This window comes from Streptomyces sp. 351MFTsu5.1 (genome assembly GCF_000383655.1).
Classification (GTDB): Bacteria; Actinomycetota; Actinomycetes; order Streptomycetales; family Streptomycetaceae; genus Streptomyces; species Streptomyces griseorubiginosus.
On sequence record NZ_KB911777.1, the window covers coordinates 81,760 to 104,537 of the forward strand.

Here is a 22,778-nt window from a genome sequence, read left to right on the forward strand (position 1 = left end):
TCGACACGGGGGCGGCGGTTGCCCGCGTCGTCGCGCGCACCGTGCAGGAAATTCACGTCGCCGTGCCCCGCCGGATGCACAGACGGCGAGAAGTCGTCCGACGGGGGATCGGGGCGGGCGGAATTACGGGTGATCGACGAGGTAATCCGTCAGCACGGAAAGGAAATCCGCATCGGGTTCGAGGCCCAGCGCACCGGCGCGCCGGTGGTCGAAGTCGGCCGGCCAGGAGCCGACGATGGCCTCGACGGCCGGGTCGGGGGCGACGGTGACCAGGTCGGCGACCGTGTCACCGGCCACCCGGCGCAAGGTGGCGAGGATGTCGGCGACCGACACGGTCAGGGCGGGGAGGTTGACCGGCAGCGGACCCTCCAGGCGTCCGGGCCCGGTCCCGCGCACGGCCTCGGCGACCCGGAGGATCCCCTCGACGGTGCGCCGCGGCGAGGACAGCGCCACCCGCAGACCGGGATCCACCGGGCAGACGGCGGGCAGTCCCGCCAGCGGCTCACGGACGATGCCGGACAGGAAGCCGGACGCGGCCGCGTTGGGCCGGCCCGGCCGGACCACCACCGTCATCAGCCGCACGACCCGCCCGTCGACGAAGCCACGCCGGGTGCAGTCCGCGATCAGCTGCTCGCACATCAGCTTCTGGGTGCCGTAACTCGACCGCGGCAGCGGCAGCGTCGTCTCGCTGACCGCAGGTGGCAGGGGCAGGTCAGGGTGCGAGCCGTAGACCGCGATACTGCCGGCGAACACCAGCCGCACCGTCGGCCCGCCCGCACCGGACTGGGCGCGCGCCCTGTCCAGCAACGCCCGGGTGACGTCGACGTTGGCGCGCATCCCGAGGTCGAAGTCGGCCTCGCACTCGGCGGACACCGCGGCGGCGAGGTGGAACAGCACGTCCACGGGTTCGGCGAACACCGTCTCCAGCTGTTCGACCAGGTCCCCGTGCACCTCCTGCACGGGCGGTCCGCTCCCCTGCGGACGGCCGGTCCCGGCCACGCGGTCGACCAGGACCAGTCGGCCGATCGGCTCCCCGCCGAAGGTCCCCGACCGCAGCAGCGCGTCGGCCAGCAAACTGCCGAGAAATCCGGACGCACCCGTCACGACGATCCTCACCCGGTCATCTCCTCCGCAGGGGCGGTGTGTGTCCAGGTCGTCATACCCTCGCCGGGGGGCGGGGCCACAAGCCGGTGCGCCTCGGCGAAAACACCTGGCCCGAGGGGCAGATGGGCCGCCGGATCAGTGAATAACGGGGCAGATCACGCAAGCCGACTGTGTCGCTCCTGTGCTGAACTGGTGAAAGATTGACGGGGGTTATGGGGAGCGACAAGAATGCGGCTCGCTCACCTGTGACTCAAGTGAGCGATGTGACGCGAGCGGTTTCGCCGCGGCCTGCACTGCTGCGCGCCGCCCGCAGAGGCTGCCCGCGTCCGGCCACCTCCCACACTCACCGATCCGCTAGGGCATATCTTGACGCGCCTCTCACGCTCCAGAACGTCGGCCACGGTCGCCGCGACCGCTTTCGCCGCCGCCGTCATCCCCCTGCTCGGGGCCACCGCCGCGAGCGCCACGCCCGTCGGCGGCTGCCAGTCCGCCACAGTCCAGTACCGCATCGTCGACGCCTCCGGAAAGCCGGTCGACGCCGACTGGACTTCGCAGGGCGGCTTCCACCAGTGGTCCAGCGCCCCCGGCACCGTCGAGGTGCGGCTGGCTCCCGGCCAGTCCGTCGGCGAGGGCTGCAAGTACCCGGTCTCGCTGGCCGAGTACACCACCGAAGGCCCCAACTGGTACACCTCGGGTCTCCAGACCCTCGTCGACCACGCCACGGTCTACCTCACCTCTGCGGATGTCGCCGGTTCGGACGACTCCAAGCAGACCTACCAGAAGCTCTCGGTCAAGTCGCCCGACTGCTACGGCCAGATCGACCTGTACGGCGACGACGTCATCTACGACGGCAAGTCCGGGGACGGGCACGGTCCCGCCCCCTACCAGCCGGGCAACGTCGTCACGCCCTACCACCTGATCGCGGCGTGGAACGGCGGGGACAAGTCCTGCACCCCCGACACGCCGAGCTCCCCCACGCCCCCGCCGTCCTCCGAGACGACCCCGCCGGACAGCCCGTCGTCGCCGCCCGCGACCACGCCGCCGGCCGACGAGACGACCCCGCCGCCGGCCTCTCCCTCGACGCCGCCGCCCGCCTCCTCGACTCCGCCCACCACCCCGGACGTGCCGCCGATGCAGTCGACGCCGCCGTCCCCGACCTCGAGCAAGCCTCCGCTGGCGGAGACGGGTTCCAGCGCGCCGGTCGGTCCGATAGCCGGCGGCGCTGCCGCGGTGATCGCCCTCGGTGCCGCGGCCCTCTACGCCGCCCGCCGCACCCGCCGCTCCTGACGGGCAACGCGACCACCGCCAGCATGCGGTGAGCCGTACGACGGTGTCGCCCCGGACCGACGGTCCGGGGCGACATCTCTTTGTGCCAGGTCGAGGCGGTACTGCGCGCGCCGGGTCATGCACGCGGCGCCGGTGCACCGCGCGGCGTCCCTCACTCCCGGTCCCGCCGTGCCAGGTCGGCCTGTCCGCCCGCGCCGAGGGGGCCCGTGGACTCGACGGGCCGTTCGGCCTCCAGGCGGGGCAGTGCACGGCGTGCGACGCGCAGGACGACCGGCGGCAGTGCCGCGCGCACCGGCTGGGTCAGGCGCAGCCAGGCCGGTGCGTAGACGGCCGTGCGCCTGCGTTCCAGGCCGTCGACCACGCGCGCGGCGACCGTCTCGACGGGATACACCCGGCGGGCCGGACCGGGCATGGCGGCCCGCAGTTCCCGCAGTACGGCGTACCGGTCGGCGTCGCGGATCATGTCGGTGTCGGTCCAGTTGAGGTAGGCGATGCCGACGGCCACGCCCCGGTGGGCCACTTCTGCGCGCAGGGAGTGCGCGAAGGCCTCGGCCCCGGCCTTCGAGGCGCAGTAGGCGCTCATCAGCGGGGCCGCGCCGATCGCCGCGAGCGAGGCGATCTGGAGGAAGTAGCCGGCCGTGTCGAGAAGGTCCGGCAGGAAGGCGCGGGCCGTGTGGGCGCTGCCGGTGAGGTTGACGTCCACGACACGACTCCAGGCGGCCGGCGAGGAATCGAGGAAAGGCCCGCCCTCGGCCACGCCCGCGTTCGCGACCACAGCCGAAGCGGGGCCGAGACGGGCCCGGACGGCGGCGGCCGCGGCGGCCAGGGCATCCGGATCGGTGACGTCGGCCTCCCTCGCCAGGGCGGGCCCGGGCAGTGTCGCCGCGAGCGACTCCAGCCGGGACTTCTCGTGGCCCAGCAGCGCCACCCGGGCGCCGCGCCGGGCCAGCTCGCCGGCGATGGCCGCGCCCAGACCGCGGGCGGCTCCGGTGACGGCCACCGTCCGGCCCGCCAAGGGGCTGCTGCTCATGGGCTCGAAGTCCTTCCGTGCAGAGGGTGTCGCGCCCTGCCGCCGCTCACAGCTCGGGGGCCGGCAGGCGCGCGACGTGGTCGGGGTGGCCCGCCGTGCGCCGCTCCTCCTTCATCTCCGCCTCGTACAAGTGGTCCCGGCCCTGGGCGAGTTCGTCCACCGCGCTGGTCTCCAGCCGCTGGAAGGGCCGGTAGTAGGTGGCGTTGTAGGCCTCGACGATCTGGAACGTCCAGTGCCCCGGGATGACATTGCGCCCGAGGATCTCCGAGCGGATCTTCGCCGCCCACTCGGGATGCCCCGCCTCCTCCAACAGCTCGACGGCCCGGTCCAGTTGCAGGTCCGCGGTGCCGGTCAGCTGGTGGAAGTCGTACAGGCGGCCCCTGGCCCGCTCGGTCGTCTCCAGCGCCTTGGACAGCGCCCCGAGGGCCTCGACGGTGATGTCGTCGACGCCCTCGGGGCGCCGGTGCTCGCGGTCGGGGCCGCCCGGAATCTCCGTCTGCTCGTTCATGGGTCTCCTCGACGGGTACGGCCGCCCCGGCGGGGCGGGGTCGCGGGGTCAGCGCCTGTCGCCGGTGCGGTCGCGGCGGGTGAGCAGGCGCTGGGCTCGGGTGAGGCCGGGCGGCCGGTGGCGGTGCAGGGCGGCGCGGGCCGCGTTGGCGCCCGGCGCGCCGTGCACTCCCCCGCCCGGGTGGGCGCCGGAGGACGCCAGGAAGAGGCCGGGGACCGGGGTCTCCGGACGTCCGGTGCCGGGCACGGGCCGGAAGACGAGCTGCTGGTGGAGGGCGGTGGTGCCGCCGTTGATGGCGCCGCCGCTCAGATTGGCGTCCAGGGCCTGGAGGGTCGGGGGCGCGAGGACGCGGCGGGCGCGGATCCGGGCGCGGAAGCCGGGCGCGAACCGCTCCACCTGCCGTTCCATGCGGTCCGCCATGAGTTCCTGGTCCTTGGTGTCCCAGTCGCCGGTGATGCCCTCGTCGCCGGCGTCGGCGGCGATCTCGTGCGGGATGTGGGTGTAGGCCCAGGCCGATTCGGTGCCCTGCGGGGAGCGGGTGGTGTCGGCGGTGGTCATCTGCCCGAAGAGCAGGAAGGGGCGGTCCGGGACCTGCCGCATGGCGATCTGCGCGGCGAAGCGCGTCAGCTCGTCGACCCCGTCGGCGAGGTGCACGGTGCCGGCCCGGGACGCCGCCTCGGCCTGCCAGGGCACCGGTCCGTCGAGCGCCCAGTCGACCTTGAAGGTGGCGAAGTCCCACTGGAACCTGCGCAGGTCGTCCAGGAGCTGCGCGGGCAGGTGCTCGGGGTCCACGAGGCCGCCGTACAGCGCGGGCACCGACACGTCCGCCAGCACCGCCCTGCGGGCCGGTACCGCGTCGCCCGCCGCCGTACGGACTCCGACGGCCCGTCCGCCGCGCACGACGACCTCCGCCACCCGCTGACCGCACCGGACCCGCCCGCCGAGCGTCTCGAGACGCCGGGTGAGGGCTTCGGTCAGGGCGCCGGAGCCGCCGACGGGGACGGGGAAGCCGTAGGTCTGTCCCAGCATGGCCATGAGCCAGCCGAAGCCGCCGCTGCCCGCCGATTCCGGGGCGAGGTCGGCGTGCAGGGCGTTGCCGGCCAGCAGGAGCCGGCCGCCCTGTCCGCGGAACTCCTCCTCCCCCATCCGCCGTACCGGCAGCACCAGGGTGCGGGCCATCCGCAGCCCGCCGGCGGCCCGCAGCCGCCAGGCCAGGCGGCCCGTGGCGTGTACCGGCGGGAAGGGGGTGAAGAGCGCGTCGAGGAGGTCGGGGCGCAGGCGCTGCCACACGTCGTGCAGTCGCCGCCATCCGTCGCCGTCGCCCGGCGCGAAGGCGTCGAGGGAGGCGGCGGTGGTGTCCAGGTCGCGGTCCAGGAGGGCGCAGCTGCCGTCGGTGAGGGGGTGGGCGAGGACGCTGCGGGCGTGGCTCCAGCGCAGTCCGTGCTCGTGCAGGCGCAGTGACGCCAGCACCGGGGAGGCGGCCGCGAGCGGGTAGAAGGAGCTGAAGAGGTCGTTGACGAAGGCCGGATCGACCCCGCGGTCGTGGCGGACCGCGCCGCCGGGTTCCGGCTGTTCCTCCAGTACCTCGACGGCCCATCCGGCGTCCGCCAGCACGTTGGCGGCCACCAGGCCGTTGGGGCCGGCGCCGATCACCACCGCGTCAGGCACGGCCGCCTCCCTCGGCTCCCTGGGCCGCGGACCGGACCGGCGACCGTCGTCGCGGGACCTCGTGGGTGCGGCGGTCCTGGTTCTCGCACAGCTTGGCCAGCCGGGCGAGCATGGCGCGGTGGCGCAGCTGGATCAGCGCGTCGAACCCGACGTTGTGCAGCCGGCCGCCCGCGCCCCGCAGCGGGTGCTCGTCGACGATGACCAGGCAGTGGTCGCCCCAGGGCCGCAGCTCGATGGCGATGCGCGCGGTGCCGAGCACTCCGGCATGGGCCTCCAGTTCGAGCTGGGAGCCCTCCTCGACGTGGCGTACGACGGTCTCGTTGGTGAGGTGCAGCGGGCCCAGCGTGACGTGGAAGCGGATGGCGGCGCCCTTCTCCGGCCACCGGCCGCGCACCGGTTCGGACTGCGCGGTCCCCACGACCCACTCCGCGTAGCGGTGGCCGTCGGCGAGGACGTCCCACACCGCGCTCGGGCTGACTCGGATCAGACGATGGCGAAGGGCCACGGATACCTCCCGGACTGCCGTGGGCGGGTTGCCCTGCGGCCGTGCCCCCGGGTTCCCGAACAGGAGGAAGCCAACCAACGACCCGGGCCTCGCCTGCGCTCTCGCGTGCCGTGCCGCCCTCCCGTAGATTCAGGTGCCGTCACGGCAGCGCGTCGCGGCCCGACCGATGAGGAGTTCCCATGTCCGGACGGTTCGACGTGGTGGTGGAGGTGGACCGGCCCGCGAAGGAGGTTTTCGCCTACCTCGCCGACGGGCGCAACGATCCGCAGTTCAGCCCCAGGGTGCTGCGGATCGAGCGGATCCCGGAGACCCCGACCGCGGTCGGCACGGTCTTCCGGAGCACCGTGAAGGACGCCGGCATGAAGACCGCGCGGGAGTTCCGCATCACCGAGTTCGAGGAACCGGTGCGGATCCGCTGGACCGAGGTGTCCAAGAACAGTGTCGCGGTCCGCGAGGGCGGCTACGACCTGGAGTCCCTGCCCGACGGCCGGACCCGTGTCCGCCTCCACAACGTCCTGGAGGGCCACGGCGTGGGCAGGCTGCTGGTCGGTCTGGCCCTGGCCGCGGCCCGCAAGGACGCGCCTGCCTTCGGTGCCCGGATCAAGGCGGCGGCGGAGACGGCGATCACGCCGGGCTGAGCACCGCGGCGACACCGGCGGCCGGCCGCCGCCGCGTCAGGGCGGGGCGTCGGAGCGCCCGCGATGCTGTTCCAGAGTCGCGTCGAGGTCCGTGAGCCGGTCCAGGCCACGCACCGCCTGCGTCATGCGCGGGTTGCCCTCCAGGCGGGCGCGGTGGCGGTGCAGGAAGGCCCAGTAGCCGGCCGTGAAGGGGCAGGCGGTGTCTCCCGTCCGTTCCGTGGGCCGGTACGCGCACGGGCCGCAGTAGTCGCTCATCCGGTTCACGTAGGCGCCGCCCGAGGTGTACGGCTTGGTGGTCATCCGGCCGCCGTCGGCGTACTGGGACATGCCGACGACGTTCGGCAGCATCACCCAGTCGTAGCCGTCGACGAAGCAGCGGTGGAACCAGTCGGTCACCGCGGCGGGGTCCCAGCCGCGCTGGAGGGCGTGGCTGCCCAGGAGCATCAGCCGCGGGATGTGGTGGGTCCAGCCGGTGTCGCGGACCTGGGCGAGGACCGTGGACAGACAGCGCGCGGTGACGGCGTCCGCGTCCAGCTCCAGGAACCACCCGGGCAGCGGCGCACGGTGCCCGAGCGCGTTGCGGTGCCGGTAGTCCTCGCCGAAGTACCAGTACAGCTGCCACACGTACTCGCGCCAGCCCGCGATCTGGCGTACGAAGCCCTCCACGCTGTTGACCGGTGCGTCTCCGCGCCGCCAGGCGTCCTCGGCGAGCGACACGCACTCCAGCGGGTCGAGCAGACCGAGGTTGAGGGACGAGGACAGCAGGCTGTGGCTCAGTACCGGGTCCCGGGCGAGCATGGCGTCCTCGTGGGGGCCGAACCCGGCGAGCCGGTGCGACACGAACCGTCGCAGCGCGGCCAGGGCCTCACGGCGGGAGGCGGGAAACAGCCGCGGCCCGTCGCGCCCCACGAAGGAGACCTTGCCGGAGCGCTCCCAGCGGTCCAGGTCGTGGCGCACCTCGTCGTCGACGTCGCTCTCGCGAGGCCGGTAGGGGTCCGGGGCGCCGAGGGTGCCGGTGCCCCGGGGCGGGGGCCTGCGGTTGTCGTGGTCGTGGTTCCAGCGGCCCCCGGCGGGCCGGCCGCCGTCCATGAGCAGGTCGTGGCCCTGCCGGACCCAGCGGTAGAAGTCCTCCTGGCGCAGCCGCTGCCCGGTACGTCCCTCGGCCCAGTCCCGGAAGTCGTCGTACGGGACGAGGAATCCGCGCGCCGGCAGGACGCGTACGCCGTCCAGCGCGTCGACCAGGCGCAGGGCGGCGCGGGAGGTGGGGTGGTGGACCGTCACCGGCGCGGTGCCGACCGCCTCGCGCAGGCCCTCGCGGTAGGTGTCCGCCTTGACGTAGCGGACCCGGTCGCCGAGTTCCGCGGCGCGGTGCCGCATCGCGGACAGGATCAGGTGCGCCTTGGCCCGGTGGAACCGGCGGCGCCGGAAGACCGACCGGGCCTCGATCATCACGACCGGGGCGTCCCGGTCCGGTCCGTGGGGGCCGGGCGTGAGGAAGTGCGGCCCGAGCTGGTCGCCGAAGAGCCAGTGGAAGGTCGTCATGCTCGGCTCCGGATCCGGTGCGGTGGTGGGGTGAGCGAGGGGCTCACGTGTGCGAAGGATGCAGGTGGTGCGGTTGTATGCGGCTGATGTGGTTCCGTGCGAAGGATTCGCAGGGCGGTGGCCGCCCGGATGCACGGCGAACGGGTGACCGCGTCGGCGGGTGGCGCGGACGGTCCCGGCGGATCGGCTGAACCGGTCCTGTCCGTACGGGAAGATGGCCCGATGGCGAGGACGATTCCGGACGAAGAGAGCTCCTTCGTCGGCAGGGTGGCAGAACTCCGTTCGATCCGCGGGGCGTTACCACCAACTCGCGCTCATCTCCCTGCTGGAGGGCCGCACCCAGGACGCCGTGGAACACGCCCGCGCCGTCCTCGCCGCCAAGCGGCACATCGGGGACGCCTTCGGGATCGCCATGGCGCTGGACGCCCTCGCCATCGCGCTGTGCGACCGGGGCGAGGACCGGACGGCCGCGCACACCGTGGGCGCGCGGCTGCGGTACTGGGAGACGGTCGGGCACCCGCAGCGGGGGACCCCCGAGGTGGCGTCCCTGCGCGACGAGTGCGAGGCGCGGCTGGTACGCCGGATGGGGCGCACCGAGTACGCCGGCGCCGTGAACGAGGCCGCCCGCCGTGACACCCGTGCCCTGCTGACCTGGGCGGCGCGCGGGGGGCCGCTGCCGGAGGGCTGAGCCGGGGCGAAGCGGTGGCCGCACAGGGCTCGGTGGTACCGCCGGTCGAGTGACTTGCCGGGCACGGTCTCGTTTGACGGGGTGCATCCAGCGCGTCCCTCGACGAAAGCCTGCCACGCCATGCGCCTTCGCTCCTTCCCGCCCTCCGCCGGTCACTCCCGAGCCGCGGTCCTGGAGGCCGAGAGCACCCTCGTCGGGCAGTACGGCGATCTGGTCCGCCTGGCCCACGTCGTGCTGCCCGCCTCCCTGGGCCGGCACCGGCGGGTCCTGCTGGCGCACTCCGTGGTGCAGCGCGTCCTGCCCGCCACCCACCCCGGGCGGGTCGTACCGGGCGTGCCCCTGCCGCGCCGGGAGGGCCGCCTGGAGCCGGCTGCGCTGCGGCGGTCGTACCTGGTGACGGTGGTGCGCGACGCCCTGGCGCTCGGGCGGCGGCCGGCTCTGTGGCCGGCCCGGCTGGCGCCGCCGCGCACCCTGCTGCCGCGCCTGCCGCTCGTGGTGGGTCTGCGCCTGTTCCCCGGTTCGGGCAGCCCGGAGGAACTGCGCTTCGCCCAGGCCCTGTCGGAGCTTCCCGCCCCGGCGCGGGCCGCGTTCGTGCTCCGCCTGCTGCCGGGGACGGCGGACGAGTCCGTCGCCGACGTGCTGACGGCGGCCGGTGTGGCCGACCCGATCGGCGCGCTGCACGCCGCCCAGGCGTTCGCGGCGGCGCACGACACGGGTGCGGGGTTCGCAGCCGAACGGGGTGACCCTGGCACGGAGGCGCAGGGCGACGGGGCTCGGGGCCCGCAGGGCTTCGTGCCGCGGGAGTTCGACGCCTGTGCCCTGCGGGCCGGCCCCACCGATCTGCTGCGCCGTCGGCGCAGGGTGCGTCTGGGAGCGGTGGCGGCGCTCGCGCTGCTGGTGGTGGGGGCGGTGCTCACGGACACACCCCCGGACTCCGCGTCCCGGCGCACCGCCCTGCCGTCGGCGACCACCCGCTCCGTGCTGCGGGCCGCCGACCTCACCCGCGCCCCGGCCGACCTCTGGGACAACACCTCCCGCGTCGACTTCACCGCCTGGCCGGCCCGCGGCTCCCGCATCCGGGACGAGAGCCTGCTCGGGCGGGCGCTGAGCACCTGGACCCGCCCGGGGCCCGACACCCGCCTGTCCGCGACCCGCGGCACGCCCACGGTGGCACCGCCCGACGCGCCGCAGCTCCTGTACGCCGGAAACGTGGGCGGCCTGGCCGTGGTCCTGTTCCACGACGGCCGGCGGCTGGCCCGCTACACCGAGCCCCTGTCGGCGGACGGGCCGAGGTCGCTGACCGTCGCACGGGCCGACGACGCGGACGTGACCACCGCGGCCGCCGTGACCGTGACGTCGGACAGCGCGGGTGTGCGCTACCTGATCGCGCCCTGGGTCGCCGAGACCGAGACCCGGGACCTGCTGCGCCCCGACGTCCTGGGTCGTCCGCTGGGCGTGTCGCGCGAGGGGATCACCCAGCCCGTACGGCCGCTGCCCGCACCGGACGGCTGCACGAGCGTCCCGGTGCTGCAACTGCGGTCGTCGGAACGGATCGCCGAGCACCACGCCTTCCTGCTGGCAGGGCTGGACGGCCTCTCACCGGTCCACCTCACCTACACCCCGCTGCCCGGACGCGGGGCGCCCTCCCGTGAGCCGAGGGAGGCCACCGGTCCGGCGGCCCTGTCGGCCTGGTCCCACCAGGCCTGCTCCCTGGGGGCGCTGCGGGGCGGCAGTGTCAGCGCGGTCCACGCGTGGGACTTCGCCGAGCAGGACCTCCCGGACGGCGGCGGGCACGCGGTGTGGACGTGCGCCCGCACCAGCACCTGGCGCGGGCCCGGCGACGTGACGGTGACGCTGCGCGGCTCCGCGGACCGACCCGGCGCACCGGCGCGGACCGTCTCCCGCGAACGGTCGACCGCGGTCTGCGGCCGGTTCGGCAGGCATGTTGTGGCCGCCACCGGCTGGCGGTCGCCGAAGAACAGGTGGTACGTGCTGGCGGCCGGCAGCCGCGCCGTCACGGCCCTCACGATCGGCGGCAGCGTCTCCGCGCGCGAGCCGGGCCGGACGCTCGCCGTGCCCGCTCCCCCGCACCCGCGCGTCACCGTCGCAGCCACCCTGTCGACGGGGGCGGACCTGCCCGGTGTCGCCCCGGCTCCGCGATGACCCGCTTCACCACGGAAACGCGCCCGACCCCCTGAACGAGGCCATGCACCAGATCACCAGGGGCAGGAGGACGAGCAGGACGAACGCGGCGAGGGCCCTCGCCCATCCGGCCGACCCGCCGGGGCCCTCACCGGCCATGCCTCACCTCGCTGTCGGCGGACGGGGCGGCACACGGACGCAGCACCATGAGCGCGTCCTCCTCGGCCGCCACCATGGCGAAGGAGAACCGGTCGAGTTCGAGGCAGAGGTCCACGTCGTCGGGGTGGACTCCCTTGCGCACACCCTGCGTCAGCTCGGCCGCGGCACGAGAGGCACGGGCGCGCCGGAGGAACCCGGCCGCGTCCGTCCCCGCCCCACCGGCCCGTCCGGCGATGTACTGGGCACACGCCAGGTCCTCCTCCGCCCGGCCGTCCTCGCCGGTGACCACGAAGGTGACGTCGCCGCATCCCCGTGCCCGCAGCAGGTCCGCCGTGGCCTCCGCCACCACGAAGCCGGCGCACAGCACCAGGGACGCCTCCCGGACGGCCAGCGCGCCGACGGTTCCCGCCGTCGTCTTCTGCACGACGGTCAGCCCGGCGAGGTCGGTCGACCGCAGCATGCCGGGCGAGTTGACGGCGTCGAACCCCGGCGCGGGCGGCCCGTCCTTGAGCGCCACCCACTCCGGGTGGCGGGCCTTGAGCGCGAGGGCCTCGTCGAGCGACCCGGCGAGGACGATCCTCTCCGCCCCTTGGGCGAACGCCCAGGCGGCCACCGTGAAGGCCCGCATGACATCGACCACGACCGCCACCGACGGGACTTCGGTCAGCTCGGTGATCCCGAGGAAACGAGCACGCATGCGGCCATGATCGGGTACGGCACGGGTTCGGCGACAGCCCCGGTGCACACCGAGGCGACGTCCCCGGCGTGCACCGGTCCTGGTCCCCGGCCCGGTGATCCCGTCCGTCCCCCGGGCCGTCGCATCCCCTAGGTCGTCGCCAGCGCTTCCGTCGGTGTCAGGCGGGCGGCGCGGACGGACGGGTAGACGCCGGCCAGCATGCCGATCAGGATCGCCCCGGCGAACCCGCCGGTCACCGAGGTGAGGGGGACGACCGGCGGCCAGTGCTGGTGGGCGGCGTAGCCGAGGGTGGCCAGGGCGCCCAGGGCGATGCCGGTCAGGCCGCCGAGAGCGGACAGGACGACCGACTCGGTGAGGAACTGGGCCCGTATCTGGCCCCGGTTGGCGCCGAGCGCGCGGCGCAGGCCGATCTCCCGGCGGCGTTCGAGGACGGAGATCACCATGGTGTTGGCCACCCCGATGCCGCCGACGAGGAGGGCGACCCCGGCGAGTCCCAGGAACAGCGCCGAGAACGTGGACTCGGTGGCCCGCTTGGCGGCCAGCGCGTCGGACGGGCGGCTGACCTGGACCACTCCGGGCAGTTCGGGGTTGAGGGTGGCGGGCAGCACGTCCCGTACGGCCTCGATCCGCGACTCCTTCGCCTTGAGGTAGATCACGGTCGGGTGGCCGTCGAACCGCAGCAGAGCGCGCGCCGCGTCCCACCCCACCAGCACCGAGCGGTCGATGTCCGGCGACAGCGGGGTCCTTTCCAGCACGCCGATGACCGTGAACCAGCGGTGGTCGATGTAGATCTGCGGGGCGCTCTGCCCGGGGACGACCCTCGGGATGCCGAGCCGTGCGGCGGCGACCGAGCCGAGCACGGCCGTCGGGAACCGCTGGGTGTCCGCGCTGAGGAACCGGCCCGACGCCACCTCGGCGTTGATCGCGCCCAGCAGGTCCGGTCTGCCGGCCAGGACGGTGAGGCCCGTGTAGTCGGCGTCGCCCTGACGGTCGTTGCGGAGCACCTCGGTGTGGGTGTTGGCGACCGCGCTGACCGCGGTGACCGGTCCGATCCGGCGGGCCATGTCCACGGACTCCGGGGGCAGCAGCACCGGTGGGTCCTGGCGGGCGGGCACCGCCTGGAGCATGTTGGTGCCCAGTGCGGAGAGTTCCCGCATCAGGGCCTTCTGGCTCGACGCCGGGATCCCGGTGACGACGATCAGGGTGGCGATGCCGATCGAGATGCCGAGGGCCGACAGGGCGGCCCGCACCCTGCGGGTCCGGATGCCCAGCAGCCCCAGGCCCAGAATGTCCAGGGGCGCCAGCCGTACCGGCCTGTTGTCGGTGCGCCGGGCGGCCGTTCTCGTGGAGATGTGGGTCATGAGCGGCTTTCCGTACGGGCGTAGGCGTCGATGCGGACGTCGGAGCGGACACGGCCGTCCCTGATCTCCACCCGGCGGGGCAGTTGGGCGGCGATGTCCCGGTCGTGGGTGACGACCGCGATGGTGGTCCCCTCGCGGTTCAAGGCGGTCAGCAGATCCAGGACGGCCACGCCGTTCGCGGTGTCGAGGGCGCCCGTGGGCTCGTCCGCGAGGACCAGGACCGGGCTGTTGACTAGGGCGCGGGCGATGGCCACGCGTTGGCGCTCGCCGCCGGACAGCTGGTGGGGCAGGTGCCGGGCCCGGCGGGCGAGGCCGACGCGCTCCAGCGCCTCCAGGGCGAGCGGGCGGCGCCTGCGGCGCGCCACCCCGGCGTACAGCAGTCCGGTGGCGACGTTCTCGGCGGCGGTCAGCCCGTCCGTGAGGTGGAACTGCTGGAACACGAAACCGAGTCGGCGCTCCCGCAGCGCCGACAGTCGGCGGTCGGAGAGTTCCGCCACGTCCTGGCCGTCGATCTCCACGGTGCCGCTGGTCGGCCGGTCCAGCGTGCCCATGATGTTCAGCAGGGTCGACTTGCCGGAGCCGGACGGGCCGACGATGCCGAGCAGTTCGCCCCGCTCGACGGTGAGCGAGACGTCGTCGAGCGCCGTGACCCCGCCGGGGTGGACCATGCTCGCGCCGCGCACCGCGAGGACCGGGTGCCCGCTCACGAGGTCGTCACCACCCTGGTGCCGGCATCAATGCCCGTGCCGCTGATCTCCACCAGGCCCCTGGAGAACATCCCGGTCCGTACCGCCACCAGCCGGCCGCCCGGCAACTGCACCGCGTAGCCGCCCTCGTGGAGCGCCATCAGCGCGCCGATGGGCACGGTGAGGACGTTCTCGTGGGTCTCCGAGGTGAAACTCACCCGCACCGGCGCGGAGTTGAGCCCCCGTACCGCCCCGGTGTCGCGCAGGGCGACGGCGACGGTCAGCCGGGGCTGTCCGGAGGTGTCGTCGCCGCTCGACGCGTCGCTGCTGCGGACGGTGGCGCCGATGGCCGTGATGGTTCCCGGGGCCGTGGAGTCGTCGGGCAGGGTCACGGTCACCCGGTCGCCGCGCTTCATCGAGCCCGCCTCGCCCGGATCCACGGAGACGGCAACGGACTTGGTGGTGGAGGTGACCGTCATCAGGGTCCCGTCGGCCGCGTCGGCGAGCTGCGCCTGTACGCCGTCGACCCGTACGGCACCGGACTGCACCACCACGTCGCCGACATCCAGTACACCGGTGGCCGGCATCCCGGTGGCGGTCTGCCACCGTTTGACGGCGGCGATGAGGGAGCCGGTCAGGACGGCGTCACCGCGCTTGACCTGGACGGGAGTTGGGGCAGGCGTGGGGGCGGACGGGGTCGTGGGCGCGGCCGAGGCCGGTCCCGTGGGCGCCGGTTCGGCCGTGACCGAGCGGGGAGTGACCCACGTACCGATCGGAGGCTGTGGGCCGATGTCGTACCCGAGTGCCCTGAGGTTGTCGGCCACCGTCCGTACGTCCGGGCCGGTGGTGCCTCTGGCTCGAAGGGTCCGGTACAGCGGGGTGGCGCCGTAGAGGACCGGCACGGGGACGTTGTCCACCCGGTACAGGGCCTCGCCGCGCCGCACTGTCGTCCCCGTCGCCGGCAGCCAGGTCACCAGGCCGGGCCGGCCGCCCTTGACCGTGGTCGCCCGGCCGTAGCCGAGGACTCCGTCCAGGGTCTGGGCGTTGGAGAGGTCGCTCCTGGTCACGACCGCGGTCGCGGTCCGCACGGTGTGGCCGTTCGAGGTGTCCGCCCTGCCGTCGTCGTCCTGCCACGCGGTCACGGTGAACGCGCCCGCCACGACGACCGCCGGCACCACCACTCCGACGGCCAACCGCCGTCCGCGCGGCCGACGGGCGCCGCCGGTGTCGTTACTTGCCTTCACCGAACGCCTTCACCTGGCAGTCGATCTCGTACTCGTCGTAGTGCGGGCGGTTGAGCTCGTCCCCGGTCTCCAGGGCCCAATTGCCCTCGTGGACGAGGGCTTTGATGCCGTGCCCCTTCATGCACTTCACCATCTCGCGCACGTCGTCGCTGTAGTCCGGGTTCTTGGCCGGGTCCAGCTCCGGCGGGCTGAGCGGTTCCTTCCCCCGACAGGCCAGTACCGAGGGGTCGTTCGGCGTGCGCTTGTACTTCTCCTCCGCCCCGTGGTCCTTCAGACAGGAGAGCCACGCGTCGTACATGCGGTTGGTCTCCTCGTTGGTGCTGTCCAGCCGGATCCGCGGACGGCCCGCGTCGGGGTCGGCGCTCGCGCTCGCCGCACCGCCGTCCGCCGCCGGAGTGGTGAGCGAGGCGACCTCGCCGTCGCTGTCGTTGACCGCGTCGTCGTCTCCGCGACGCCTGCGCAGGCGGTCAGCAGGAGCAGGCAGGCCAGGCCGAGGGCGGTGCGGGCCGCGGCTCGTGGGAAGAGGTTCGACATGGGGGCAGACCCTGGCCCGAAGTTATGAGCATCCTGTCAGGACGCGGTCAGAAAGCCGTCTCGTCCGATCCGGTCGCCCCTACTCTGGCCCCATGAACGCCCGTGTCCTCGTGGCCGAGGACGACCCCAGGCAGGCCGAGGTGATCCGCCGTTACCTGGAGAGCGAGGGCCACACCGCCCTGCTCGTCCACGACGGGCGCGCCGCGCTGGACGAGGTGCGCCGCCACCGGCCCGACCTGCTGGTCCTCGATGTGATGATGCCGGTCGTCGACGGTCTGGACGTGTGCCGCATCCTGCGCCGCGAGAGCGATCTGCCGGTGCTGATGCTGACCGCCCGCAGCACCGAGGAGGACCTGCTGCTCGGCCTGGACCTAGGCGCGGACGACTACCTCACCAAGCCCTACAGCCCACGCGAGTTGATGGCCCGCATCCGCACGCTGCTACGGCGGACCCGGGCGTCCGGCACCGCGTCGGCGGACCCGGTGCTGCGGGTCGGCGCCCTCGCCGTGGACCCGGTCCGCCGGGTGGTCGAGGTCGAGGGACGGCACGTGGTCTGCACACCGGGCGAGTTCGACGTCCTCGCCACGATGGCCGCGGAACCGGAACGGGTCTTCACCCGGCGCCAGTTGCTGGCGAGCACCCGCGGGGACGACCGGTACATCACCGAGCGCACCATCGACGTCCACGTCCTGAACCTCCGCAAGAAGATCGAGCCCGTCCCCCGTCGGCCGGTCTATCTCCAGACGGTGTTCGGCGTCGGCTACCGCCTCACCGACGGCACCCGTGGCCGCTGAGCGACGGGCACGCCCCGGAGGGCCGGCGGTCCGGCCCGGGCGGCTGCCCTGGCACCGCAGTCTGCTGGTCCGTCTGCTGGCGGCGTCGATCACCATCGCCGTGTGCTCGGTCGCCGCCACCGCCTGGCTCGCCGCGCGCACCACCACCAGCGCCCTCCAGCGGGAACAGGGACAGGTCCTCGCCGACGACGCCCGGATCTACGACACCCTCATGGGCTACGCGGCCGCTCACACCGACTGGTCCGCGGTGGCGCCGACACTGGCACGGCTGGCCGAGCGGACCGGCCGGCACATCACCCTGACCACCCAGGACCGGCGGCCCGTTGCCGTGTCCGGCCCGGCTTCCCAGGACCTGCCCACCCGGGCCTCGGCACTCGTCGACCCGCTGCGGGCCGACCCGGCGCTGCTGCCCGGCGTCCAGGCGGACGGCATCGACCCGCGCGCGGTCGGTCCGTACCGGCTGCCCGACGCCGAACGCAAGCAACTGAGCCACCTCGCAAGGACGTTGCGGACCTGTCTGCGCGGGACCGGATTCTCCGCCGGGGTCACCGAAGGAGCGAGCGGCCGGCCGTCCCTCGTCATGACAGGCGACACCGGCATCCAACGGAAGGTGGGCGAGGTGTGCGGCGTGTTCGCACTCGACGCTCCCACCAGGACCGAGAAGCGGGCGCTCGACCGGCTCAACGCCCTGGTCGGCGGCTGTCTGAAGCGCCAGGGGCGGGATCCCGTCATGGTCGGTCTCGGCTTCGCTCCCGCCGAGAGCGTCAGCGAGCCCGTGCGACGGTGCGTCGACACCGCCCGTCGTGAGCAGCTCGCGCCCTATGTCGCGCCGCCCGTGCTGCTGTTCGTCGCGAGTGCGGCGGGATCGCCCGCGGCTCCCGGCTTCGACCTGTCGTCCGCCAACACGGCGAAGGTCGCCGGTGTCGCCGCGCTCGTCCTCGTCCTCACCCTGGCGGTCACCGTCACCGTCGGCACCCGGCTGGTCAGGCCCCTGCGCGCGCTGACCGACGCGGCCCGCCACCCGACCCAGGAGCACCTGCGGGTACCGGTGACGACCCACGACGAGATCGGTCACCTGGCCGCCGCCTTCAACGACCTGTCCGAGCGCCGCGAACGGCTGGAGGAACAGCGCAAGGCGATGGTCAGCGACGTCGCCCACGAACTGCGCACACCGCTCACCACGATCCGCGGCTGGCTGGAGGCGGCCCAGGACGGACTGGCCGCATCCGACGAGGTGTTCGTGGCCTCGCTCCTCGAGGAGGCCCTGCTGCTCCAGCACATCGTCGACGACCTCCAGCACCTCGCGCAGGCCGACGCGGGCCGTCTACGGCTGCACGCCGAGCCCCTCAACCCACGGGAGCTCCTCGACCAGGTGGCCGCGGCCCACCGGGGCCGGGCCGAGACGGCCGGGGTCACACTCACCACCCGTGTCGAGGACACCCCGAGCCTGTACGCCGATCCCGCACGCTTGCGTCAGACGGTCGGCAACCTGCTGTCCAACGCGATCCGGCACACGCCTGCCGGGGGCGCCGTCACGCTCGGCTGCCGCGGCGAGGGAGCGGAGACCGTGATCGAGGTCGCCGACACCGGCACCGGTATCGCGGCTGCCGACCTGCCCCGCGTCTTCGACCGTTTCTGGCGCGCCGACCGGGCCCGTGGCCGGCAGACCGGCGGCAGCGGACTGGGCCTGGCGATCGTCCGCCAGCTCACCGAGGCCCACGGCGGCACGGTCACGGTCACCAGCACCCCCGGCACGGAAACGGTCTTCACCCTCCGCCTGCCCGCCACCCCCGCCGAAGCGCCGCCCCGCTAGGGCGCGAACACCGGCAGGCAGTACTCGCGTTCGCACCCTGCAGAGGACCACAGCGTCGGCGTGGAGGAGGCGGCGGGACCGGCCGTCAGTGCTGCGCGAACTGCACGCCGGTTCGCTGCACCACGTCCGGCTCCACTCCGATCCCCGTGATCTCCAGGCTCTCGCCGTAGATGTCGGTGAGCCGGATCGGGCCCCCGCACCCGCTGCCCTGCTCGGAGAGGAAGTAGTTGTAGCCCGTGCGGGGCAGCTCCTGCCAGCCGGCGCCCGTCCGGACCTCCAGTCGGGCCACCGGGTTGCGGTGACCGATCGCCTGGATGCCGCACCAGTAGCGGGTCGATCCGGTCTTGTAGCGGATCGAGACCGTGTCGGAGGTGCTGGGGCTCAGCAGGCTCCATGTGATCGGGATGCGTCCGGTGACCGGGGCGGCGAGCTTCGCGAACGCCTGCGGGCTGAGGTCCAGTTGACCGGGCGCGCAGGGCAGCGGGCACTCGTTGGTGATCCTGACGGTGACGGAGGCGCCGCCCGCGGCACGGACGAGGATGTACGCCCCGCAGGCCTGTGAGGTCTCGTAGTCCGTGGTGTTCATCGCGGCGGTCATGGTGTCGGCGGTCGGCCCGTACAGACAGGCACCGTCGCCGTTGCCCACGTCGTAGAAGGTCGCCACGCCGTCGTAGGTGACCCCGGGCTTGATGCGTTCGGCGAGCGGGGCCGCACCGGACGCCTTCCGGGCCTGCCCGGCGGTCGCGGCGGCCGGCGTACGGGACGACGGGCGTTTCGCGGCGGCCGGGCTGCTCGTGCGGGACGAGGGCGAGGAGGACGGCGAGGGCGAGGCGGATGCCGGCGGGGAGGCCGTCGTGGGTGTCGCCTCCGGTGTCGTCCCGTTCGGCGTCGCGCGGGCCTCGGCGACCGACGTGGCCCCGGCAGGGCCTGCCGTGTCGTGCCGGTCCGGGCCGAACGCGACGATCAGCGCCGCCACGAGTACGACGGCCGCGGCGGCGACCGCGGACACGAGGACCGTGCGCCGCGCGCCTGGTGAAGAGAAACGGTGTGAGCGAGGTGCCACTGCCACGTCCTTGTGTGAGGGGTGCCGATCCGTCAGTCGGCGCCGCGCGCGGAAAGGCCGCCGGACGGTTCCTGGACGGTGACCGCTCCCCCGTTCGGGTCCAGCCCGGTCATGAGTTCCGCGAAGGCGCGGGCCGCAGCCGGGGAGTGGAAGAGCCGGTCGAGACGGGCCCGGGCGAGGTGGCGCAGGAACGGATCGGCGTCACCGGCGTCGTGCAGGGTCCGGGTGAGCCAGTGGGAGAACTCCTGGTCGTTCCAGACGCGGCGCAGACAGCGTGCCGAGTAGGTGTCCAGCGCGGTGTCGTCGCCGTCCCGGACGAAGTCCCGCACGGCCCGCGCGAGCAGGTCGGCGTCGTACAGGGCGAGGTTCATGCCCTTGCCGCCCATCGGCGACACGATGTGCGCCGCGTCGCCGACCAGGAAGAGACGGCCGTGGCGCATGGGGTCGTGGACGAGGCTGCGGAGCCGGAAGACCTCGCGGTCGGTGATCGGGCCGGAACCGAGGGCGGGGTCGCCGAGCCTGGTGCGCAGGGCCTCCCAGACGCGCTGCTCGGGCCAGTCGTCCGGGGTGTCGTCGGGCGGGCACTGGAGGTAGTAGCGGCTCGCGTGCGGGCCCCGGGGGAAGTGGGCGGCGAAGCCGTGGGGGCCGGTGGCCAGGAGGGGGTGCGCGGGAGGCGGTGCGTCGGCCAGGACGGTGAGCCAGCCGATGCCGTGGTCGAAGGCGTGCGCGGTGAGGGCACCGTTGGGGACGGCCGTACGGCTGACTCCCCGGTCGCCGTCGCACCCGGCGACGAAGTCGCAGGTCAGGGTGTGTGAGGTGCCGTCGGGTGTGCGGTAGCGGACGGTCGCGCGGTCGCCGGTCAGGTCGTGCAGGGAGACATCGGCGGCCTCGAAGCGCAGATCGCCGCCGCCCTCCAGGAAGGTCTCGGTGAGCTTCTGCACGAGGACCTGCTGGGGGCACAGCCGGGCCACCGGGCCGTCCGAACCGTCGCGGTCGGAGACCAGATGGCTGCGGCCGTCGACGCGGATCTCCAGGATGCCGTCGTACGGGATGCCGCCGAGGACGCGGTCGGCCAGCCCCCACGAGTCGAACATGCGGACCGCGCGGGTCTCGACGATGCCGGCCCGTTGGCGCTGTGCCACGTGGTCGCGGGAGCGGCGCTCCAGGACGACGCACGGGACACCGCTGTGCTGGAGCAGGGTCGCGAGGGTCATCCCGGCGGGACCCGCGCCGATCACCACGACCGTCGTCGATACGGTCACCGGTTCGGGAGCATCCTGCAACTGGCTTGCTTCTCCGGCCACTTGGGCACCTCCGGAAGCCAGCCTAGCGAGGACGCCGGCCGTCCGAGCCGTATCCGATCAACCTCTCGCCGATCGGATACGGCTCCCGGAACGACCGCGCGCTCAGCGGTGGCAGGTGGTGAGGCCCGGCCGCCACGGGCAGGCGAGCCCGGCGAAGCCGCCGTTCGCGACGACGTCGACGGTGAGGGTGTCGTCGCCGCGCAGGACCTGCCTGTTCTGGACGAGGCCGTCGGCGCCGTCCCGGATCGTCTCCACCAGCCACCGGCCCGGACCGAGCGACAGCGGCACCTGGGCCGTGCGGGCGGCTCCCGCGTAGAGGCCGCCGAGGAACCATCGGTCACCGCTGCGGCGGGCCAGCACGGCCTCCTGGCCGGGTGTGCCGGCGAGCAGCCGGGTGTCGTCCCAGGCCGCCGGGACCTGGTCGAGGTAGGCCCGGGCGAGCGGCCTTGCCTCGTACGACTCGGGGGTGCCCGCGAACATCTGGAGGCCCGACTCGTAGGCGACGGTGAGGCCGACCTCGGCCGCGTCGGAGTTGGGGCGCAGTCCGACCCGCTGGAAGGCGCCGGGGGTGAAGTCCATGGAGCCGATGACGTTGCGGGTGAAGGGCAGGGTGGTGAGGTGGGCGGCGGTGTTGGTGCGCTTCTCCTCGCCCGCGACCCCTTCCAGGGTCATGACCTGCGGCCAGGTGCGCTGGATGCCCTTGGGGATCGTCGAGCCGTGGAAGTCGACCATGAGGTGGTGGGCGGCCGTCTCCGCGAGGATGGTGTCATACCACCGGAGCATGGGCTGCGCCTCGGAGTTCATGAAGTCGATCTTGACGCCCTTCACGCCCCACTGCTCCAGGGTGGGCAGCCACTGGGCGCGTTCCTCGGGGGTGTCGAGGTCGCGCTGGTGGATCCAGACGATGATGCCGACGCCCTTGGCGCGGGCGTACCGGACGAGTTCCGGCATCCAGCTGTCGGTCTGCCAGTCGGGGTCGGTGACGTCCCATTCCTGCCGGTAGTACCAGCCGGCGTCGACCGCCTCGTAGGGCCAGCCGCGTTCGGCGGCGTGGTCGACGTAGGCCTTCTGCGCGGCGAGGCTCTGCCCCGCCTCCCTGCCGCCCGCGAGCCACGTCCACAGGACGGTGCCGGGCCTGATCCAGGAGGTGTCGCGCACCTTGGAGGCGGGGGCGAGGTCGTCGGTGAAGGTGGAGCGGGTGACGGTGGCCAGGTCGCCGGTGACCATCGCGCGCCACGGGGTGGCCAACGGGCCGGTGGAAGCGACCCGTTCGTCGGCGAGCTTGACGCGGTAGGTGCCGGTGCCCTGGTCATGGGCGAGCCGGGCACCCGAGTAGCCGCCGGTGAGATCGGACTCGGCGAGCAGCGTGTACCCGCCGTCGGTCGAGAAGAGGGCCTGGTCGGAGTACTCGCCGGTGGGTGCGCTCGCGGCGGTGTACTGGGCGAACTGGCCCTCGTTGTCCACCCGGTAGGCGCCGAGCCATGCTTTCGCGTCCGCCGGGAGGGTGAAGGCGGACGCCTCCCCGAGCACGTCACCGGACCCGGCGGGCAGGACGTACCGGTAGGCGATGCCGTCCGCGGCGGCGCGGACCACGAGGTCGAGCCGGGCGCCCGCGGCGCCGGCGAAGGACAGTCGGGTCTCGTTCATCCGGACCCGCCGGTCCAGGCGCTTGCCGGACTTGGTGCGGTAACGCTCTTCGACGGTACGGCTCTTGCGGTGCAGGAAGCGCAAGTCCTTGGACAGGTCGGCCTGTTCGGTGACGAGGCCGAGGGGTGACGGCTCGATGACCGTACGGCCGTCGCGGGACACGGCGAGCGTCAGCCGGCCGGTGGTGTCGTCGAGGCCGACCTCGGCGCGCGGCGCGTGTGCTCCCGCGGACAACGACCATGTCCGGTCGTGCTGTTGGGCCTGGGCGGGTGCGGTACTGAGGAGCGCGGCCGCCAGCGAGGCACAGAGTGCGGCGACCGCCGTTCTGATCGGAACTGACATCGATGTCCTCCGAGTCGTGTGG

General features: G+C 73.7%; 20 protein-coding genes. 6 read left to right on the plus strand and 14 right to left on the minus strand.

The window, feature by feature from the left end:
* Positions 1-123 precede the first annotated feature (123 nt).
* The gene (gene denD, locus H295_RS0106985) at positions 124-1,116 is read right to left on the minus strand and encodes a D-erythronate dehydrogenase (protein WP_020134624.1); all 993 of its coding nucleotides are present in this window, start codon (positions 1,114-1,116) and stop codon (positions 124-126) included.
* 354 nt (positions 1,117-1,470) lie between these two features.
* On the opposite strand from denD, the gene H295_RS0106990 reads away from it, so the two are divergent.
* The gene (locus H295_RS0106990) at positions 1,471-2,391 is read left to right on the plus strand and encodes a hypothetical protein (protein WP_020134625.1); all 921 of its coding nucleotides are present in this window, start codon (positions 1,471-1,473) and stop codon (positions 2,389-2,391) included.
* 151 nt (positions 2,392-2,542) lie between these two features.
* Here the strand turns inward: H295_RS0106990 and H295_RS0106995 are convergent, their stop codons facing one another.
* The 4 genes from H295_RS0106995 to H295_RS0107010 are packed head-to-tail and all read right to left on the minus strand — an operon-like array spanning position 2,543 to position 6,102.
* On the minus strand, positions 2,543-3,421 hold the full coding sequence (locus H295_RS0106995) for an SDR family oxidoreductase (protein WP_020134626.1): 879 nt from the start codon (positions 3,419-3,421) through the stop codon (positions 2,543-2,545).
* Between the two features lie 46 nt (positions 3,422-3,467).
* Positions 3,468-3,929 (minus strand): hypothetical protein, encoded by a 462-nt coding sequence (locus H295_RS0107000; RefSeq protein WP_020134627.1) that lies wholly within the window; start codon positions 3,927-3,929, stop codon positions 3,468-3,470.
* A 48-nt stretch (positions 3,930-3,977) separates the two neighbouring features.
* On the minus strand, positions 3,978-5,597 hold the full coding sequence (locus H295_RS0107005; protein ID WP_020134628.1) for a phytoene desaturase family protein: 1,620 nt from the start codon (positions 5,595-5,597) through the stop codon (positions 3,978-3,980).
* Positions 5,590-6,102, minus strand: a complete 513-nt coding sequence (locus H295_RS0107010; protein ID WP_043217202.1) for an SRPBCC family protein — start codon at positions 6,100-6,102, stop codon at positions 5,590-5,592. Before H295_RS0107010 ends, H295_RS0107005 begins: the two co-directional genes overlap by 8 nt.
* Positions 6,103-6,281: 179 nt before the next feature.
* Between H295_RS0107010 and H295_RS0107015 the strand changes: the two genes are divergently transcribed.
* A complete protein-coding gene (locus tag H295_RS0107015) occupies positions 6,282-6,740 on the plus strand; it encodes an SRPBCC family protein (protein WP_020134630.1) in 459 nt (152 codons plus the stop codon).
* A 36-nt stretch (positions 6,741-6,776) separates the two neighbouring features.
* On the opposite strand, the gene H295_RS0107020 is transcribed toward H295_RS0107015, so the two are convergent.
* Positions 6,777-8,282 carry a cryptochrome/photolyase family protein gene (locus tag H295_RS0107020; RefSeq protein ID WP_020134631.1) on the minus strand — a complete coding sequence of 502 codons (1,506 nt, stop codon included), beginning with the start codon at positions 8,280-8,282 and terminating at the stop codon, positions 6,777-6,779.
* Positions 8,283-8,631: 349 nt separating this feature from the next.
* Here H295_RS0107020 and H295_RS0107025 point away from each other — a divergent pair, with 349 nt between their 5' ends.
* Positions 8,632-8,970 (plus strand): hypothetical protein, encoded by a 339-nt coding sequence (locus H295_RS0107025; protein WP_020134632.1) that lies wholly within the window; start codon positions 8,632-8,634, stop codon positions 8,968-8,970.
* A 120-nt stretch (positions 8,971-9,090) separates the two neighbouring features.
* The gene (locus H295_RS42865) at positions 9,091-11,133 is read left to right on the plus strand and encodes a hypothetical protein (protein WP_020134633.1); all 2,043 of its coding nucleotides are present in this window, start codon (positions 9,091-9,093) and stop codon (positions 11,131-11,133) included.
* 127 nt (positions 11,134-11,260) lie between these two features.
* Here the strand turns inward: H295_RS42865 and H295_RS0107040 are convergent, their stop codons facing one another.
* The 5 genes from H295_RS0107040 to H295_RS44695 form a co-directional block, all read right to left on the minus strand.
* Positions 11,261-11,968, minus strand: a complete 708-nt coding sequence (locus H295_RS0107040; protein ID WP_020134635.1) for a 2-phosphosulfolactate phosphatase — start codon at positions 11,966-11,968, stop codon at positions 11,261-11,263.
* Between the two features lie 128 nt (positions 11,969-12,096).
* Positions 12,097-13,329, minus strand: coding sequence for an ABC transporter permease (locus tag H295_RS0107045; protein WP_020134636.1), 1,233 nt, complete (start codon positions 13,327-13,329; stop codon positions 12,097-12,099).
* The gene (locus tag H295_RS0107050; RefSeq protein ID WP_043217271.1) at positions 13,326-13,997 is read right to left on the minus strand and encodes an ABC transporter ATP-binding protein; all 672 of its coding nucleotides are present in this window, start codon (positions 13,995-13,997) and stop codon (positions 13,326-13,328) included. Before H295_RS0107050 ends, H295_RS0107045 begins: the two co-directional genes overlap by 4 nt.
* A 35-nt stretch (positions 13,998-14,032) precedes the next feature.
* Positions 14,033-15,259: a hypothetical protein gene (locus H295_RS0107055; RefSeq protein WP_043217205.1), complete on the minus strand. Its 1,227-nt coding sequence runs from the start codon at positions 15,257-15,259 to the stop codon at positions 14,033-14,035.
* Positions 15,246-15,557, minus strand: coding sequence for a hypothetical protein (locus H295_RS44695; protein WP_020134639.1), 312 nt, complete (start codon positions 15,555-15,557; stop codon positions 15,246-15,248). The genes H295_RS0107055 and H295_RS44695 overlap by 14 nt, the downstream gene beginning before the upstream one ends.
* 328 nt (positions 15,558-15,885) lie before the next feature.
* Here H295_RS44695 and H295_RS0107065 point away from each other — a divergent pair, with 328 nt between their 5' ends.
* Entirely contained in the window at positions 15,886-16,587 is a 702-nt protein-coding gene (locus H295_RS0107065) for a response regulator transcription factor (RefSeq protein ID WP_028809135.1), read from the plus strand.
* Entirely contained in the window at positions 16,577-18,400 is a 1,824-nt protein-coding gene (locus H295_RS0107070) for a HAMP domain-containing sensor histidine kinase (protein ID WP_020134641.1), read from the plus strand. The genes H295_RS0107065 and H295_RS0107070 overlap by 11 nt, the downstream gene beginning before the upstream one ends.
* Positions 18,401-18,485: 85 nt before the next feature.
* On the opposite strand, the gene H295_RS0107075 is transcribed toward H295_RS0107070, so the two are convergent.
* The 3 genes from H295_RS0107075 to H295_RS0107085 form a co-directional block, all read right to left on the minus strand.
* Positions 18,486-19,463 carry an expansin EXLX1 family cellulose-binding protein gene (locus tag H295_RS0107075; protein ID WP_028809137.1) on the minus strand — a complete coding sequence of 326 codons (978 nt, stop codon included), beginning with the start codon at positions 19,461-19,463 and terminating at the stop codon, positions 18,486-18,488.
* Between the two features lie 32 nt (positions 19,464-19,495).
* The gene (locus tag H295_RS0107080) at positions 19,496-20,767 is read right to left on the minus strand and encodes a 4-hydroxybenzoate 3-monooxygenase (protein ID WP_267974088.1); all 1,272 of its coding nucleotides are present in this window, start codon (positions 20,765-20,767) and stop codon (positions 19,496-19,498) included.
* A gap of 102 nt (positions 20,768-20,869) precedes the next feature.
* Positions 20,870-22,756 carry a glycoside hydrolase family 97 protein gene (locus H295_RS0107085; RefSeq protein ID WP_020134644.1) on the minus strand — a complete coding sequence of 629 codons (1,887 nt, stop codon included), beginning with the start codon at positions 22,754-22,756 and terminating at the stop codon, positions 20,870-20,872.
* Positions 22,757-22,778: the final 22 nt, after the last annotated feature.

Bases quoted from the DNA above. Each gene is read 5' to 3' on its own strand.
- H295_RS0106995 (WP_020134626.1), bottom strand. From the start codon at position 3,421: ATGAGCAGCAGCCCCTTGGCGGGCCGGACGGTGGCCGTCACCGGAGCC.
- H295_RS0107000 (WP_020134627.1), bottom strand. From the start codon at position 3,929: ATGAACGAGCAGACGGAGATTCCGGGCGGCCCCGACCGCGAGCACCGG.
- H295_RS0107015 (WP_020134630.1), top strand. From the start codon at position 6,282: ATGTCCGGACGGTTCGACGTGGTGGTGGAGGTGGACCGGCCCGCGAAG.
- H295_RS0107020 (WP_020134631.1), bottom strand. From the start codon at position 8,282: ATGACGACCTTCCACTGGCTCTTCGGCGACCAGCTCGGGCCGCACTTC.
- H295_RS42865 (WP_020134633.1), top strand. From the start codon at position 9,091: ATGCGCCTTCGCTCCTTCCCGCCCTCCGCCGGTCACTCCCGAGCCGCG.
- H295_RS0107040 (WP_020134635.1), bottom strand. From the start codon at position 11,968: ATGCGTGCTCGTTTCCTCGGGATCACCGAGCTGACCGAAGTCCCGTCG.
- H295_RS0107045 (WP_020134636.1), bottom strand. From the start codon at position 13,329: ATGACCCACATCTCCACGAGAACGGCCGCCCGGCGCACCGACAACAGG.
- H295_RS0107050 (WP_043217271.1), bottom strand. From the start codon at position 13,997: ATGGTCCACCCCGGCGGGGTCACGGCGCTCGACGACGTCTCGCTCACC.
- H295_RS44695 (WP_020134639.1), bottom strand. From the start codon at position 15,557: ATGTACGACGCGTGGCTCTCCTGTCTGAAGGACCACGGGGCGGAGGAG.
- H295_RS0107065 (WP_028809135.1), top strand. From the start codon at position 15,886: ATGAACGCCCGTGTCCTCGTGGCCGAGGACGACCCCAGGCAGGCCGAG.
- H295_RS0107085 (WP_020134644.1), bottom strand. From the start codon at position 22,756: ATGTCAGTTCCGATCAGAACGGCGGTCGCCGCACTCTGTGCCTCGCTG.